The sequence below is a fragment of the Arthrobacter sp. H14 genome, from assembly GCF_000520495.1.
GTDB lineage: Bacteria > Actinomycetota > Actinomycetes > Actinomycetales > Micrococcaceae > Arthrobacter_C.
The window spans coordinates 14,385-17,081 of record NZ_KI914689.1; the positions used below are offsets into that span (position 1 = coordinate 14,385).

The window sequence follows — 2,697 nt, forward strand, 5'->3', positions numbered from 1 at the left end:
AAGCCCCGAACGCGGCATGGCGGCCCGGCCAGCACCGGATCAAGGCTTACATGTACTACCACCACCCGGTACTCGCCGGCCCGGCCACCGACGACGACGGTCAGATCTACCTTCCGAACATGGTCGCCGTCACCGCCAATCGGCAGCGGCGCGGCCTGGACCCGTTGGGCGAGGATAGGATCACTGCCTTCGCATCCCGCGTCATCACCGCGCTGAGCAGGGAGGAGGCCGAGCCGGTACCCGAGGTGGACGAGCCGCTCATTGAGGTCGATTCGGACGACGGCGAGGAGTACGACGTAGGCCTCCGCGATGACCTGGCCCACGAGCACTCACGCCTGATGGACCGGATGGTCAAAGAGCTAAAGAAGCAGCCCGGCGTCAACTCGGCCCACCGTGAGGACCGTGACATGCTGCTGGTGCGCGCCCCGGACTGGGCCGCCGAGGACCTGGAGCAGTGGCTGATCGTCTGGATCAATCGTCACGTCCCGGACGCGCGCTGATCTTCCCGCCGCGGCCGCCGGTAGCTCGCCCCGGCCAAGCATGATCCTGCCTTGTGGATGCTATGGCCGCACACAGATGGATATGGACAATTCAGCACGCCCGAACCGGGTCTCCCGCGGCGTTCCCTCCGGCGGACAGTTCGCTGCGCAGCAGCACTCAGAAGCCGGTGGCATCACCTTGACCGAAACATCACCTCTGGACACGGCAGCCGTCAGCGCGGCAGGCGATCTGTGCCGTGAAGCGGTAAGCAGGGAGATCGGAACCTGGCAGCGCAGAGTCGACCGCTACAACGGTGAGTGGCCGGAGATGCCTGAGGTCCTGACGGATGTGAGACGCCGTGCAGACGCATTCGAGGAGCTTTCCCTCGACGACCAGGCGGCCCTGATGGGCCAGCTCAAATTGAACGGTGCAGCGCGCCTGCTCGAGCCGGGGGAACGGCTGTCCGTATGACTTCTATTTGGGCTCCAAACTTGGATCCACGAGGGCCATCAATCCCTTCGCATCTCAAGTGCGGGGGCAAGGTAGGCCGCCATCCATGCTGCCCACACGCGGCTCGTGACTGTCGCGCGTGCGAGCAGCCAGTCTGCAATGGCGCGTCCAGCATCAGTGGGTTCGTGAACTCCGTCACCCTGCTCTTCAACGAGGCTATCGATCCGGTGAGAGGCGTGGATTTCAAGCAATTCGACGAGCCGCCTCTTCGGAGCGGACTTGGGGTACTTGATGCCGGCCCCGTCCAGCATCTCTTGCAAGTCCGGCTTCAACCGCCCCATTGCAACGACGTTCCTAACAATCCCGGAATCGGTTACGACTTTCACTAGGCCCTCCTGGCGGAGGATCTTTAGTCCCGTGGCGGGATCGTATCCGCGACATCGCGTTTCATAGAAGGCGGCGAAATTTGATGCCGCAGCAGGGCCACGCAAAAAAGCCCTGCGTGCAAGGTCAGCAAGGTGTGCGCGCGACCCCATGGGCAGGTTGGCGAGGCGACGAGCCATGGCGGGGTCGAGGACGGGAGGGGTAACATCGTTCACTGTCAATGGACTGATGTCTTCCCACGCTGGCGCTCCGGTAGGTCCTTGCATTCGACGTAGGTACTCGTTCGCGCGGTCGACCACGAAACGTGGATCGGTCAATTTCACGTCGTGGGGAGACATGGCGGCAGCTAGGTATGGATCTGACCGGGGAAGAAGCGCAAACTCATCGACGGGCCCGAGGGGTGTCAAGATCACCAATGCGGTGCGCAGTTCGAGGCTGGCCACCGTCCCTAGGCCCGCCAAACCCGCGAGCGGTGCCCCTAACACCGCGCGAATCTTCTCAATCCAACTCTCTGCCCACCAGGGACTGGACGCGGGGAGTTTGCCGGATCGGATCGAACGGATCTCTTTCGACTCGCCGCGAGGGGACTCAGCCTCGATGGCTAAACCTACTCCTGGGTTCGCTTCTACGATCTGGAGTATGTAGCTCATTATGGCTTCCTCATCGCCACTTCTCAGTTGGTGTTGCAGCCACGTGCTGAAGTCCATGCAAGGGATTCGCGCGTTTGGTGAGTTCGTATTGGAGAGTAGCGGGTAGTCTGGGTGTCCCCTTCCGGCCGCGAACTCGACTGCAGTGCTGGGGAGTTGCGCCATGCGCACAATCCAAGCATGCTTCGTGCAACGGGACAAGAACATCTCCTTCTGCACCCCACGGCTATAGGGGTCTGTATGTGTGAGGGACGTGCGTCCTAATTGCCCAGCCAGCACCATGCAGCGGAGCCTGCATGGTGCAACGACCGAGGACGTGCGATGCCCTCGTCGACTTCTACGTTGCCTAATCATTCAAGTAGCACGCGGGCGCCTTTGGCGAGTTCAACCGGCCGGACCGGACAGGCGACCTCGTCGGCGGCGATACGCCTTACACCCTGGATTTGTCCTCGGACGGGCCCACACTCAAGCTCGAAGACAAGACCCTTCATCCGTCAATGAGACAGGAGTTCATTTCCCATATGGCCAAGCAGACCGGACGAAGAAGTGTCTCCGAGTTCCTCACCAACCTGAACGAGGTATTCCGCGAAACCGACCGGCGGCTTCTCCGCTAAACCGTCGGCCGTAATGGTGGACGGTGCACGCGTCTCCTGGCGCCGCCGTGATCACCGTGTGGCCTTCCATGCTTACGATGGAGGCTGAATCACTAACCCGGGGTTTTCATCGTTGATTGGCT

The 2,697-nt window shown here is 61.8% G+C and carries 3 protein-coding genes; 2 read left to right on the forward strand and 1 reads right to left on the reverse strand.

What is annotated here, in order from left to right:
- Positions 1-500 (forward strand): hypothetical protein (locus Y707_RS27630; RefSeq protein ID WP_035782709.1); only part of this gene is annotated, 500 nt, incomplete at its 5' end.
- 82 nt (positions 501-582) lie between these two features.
- Positions 583-951 carry a hypothetical protein gene (locus tag Y707_RS0119280; protein WP_155853164.1) on the forward strand — a complete coding sequence of 123 codons (369 nt, stop codon included), beginning with the start codon at positions 583-585 and terminating at the stop codon, positions 949-951.
- A gap of 38 nt (positions 952-989) precedes the next feature.
- On the opposite strand, the gene Y707_RS0119285 is transcribed toward Y707_RS0119280, so the two are convergent.
- A complete protein-coding gene (locus tag Y707_RS0119285; protein ID WP_162150251.1) occupies positions 990-1,964 on the reverse strand; it encodes a hypothetical protein in 975 nt (324 codons plus the stop codon).
- Between the last annotated feature and the right edge of the window lie 733 nt (positions 1,965-2,697).

Excerpts from the sequence above, each read along its gene's own strand:
- Y707_RS0119280 (WP_155853164.1), top strand. The coding sequence starts at position 583 with ATGGACAATTCAGCACGCCCGAACCGGGTCTCCCGCGGCGTTCCCTCC.
- Y707_RS0119285 (WP_162150251.1), bottom strand. The coding sequence starts at position 1,964 with ATGAGCTACATACTCCAGATCGTAGAAGCGAACCCAGGAGTAGGTTTA.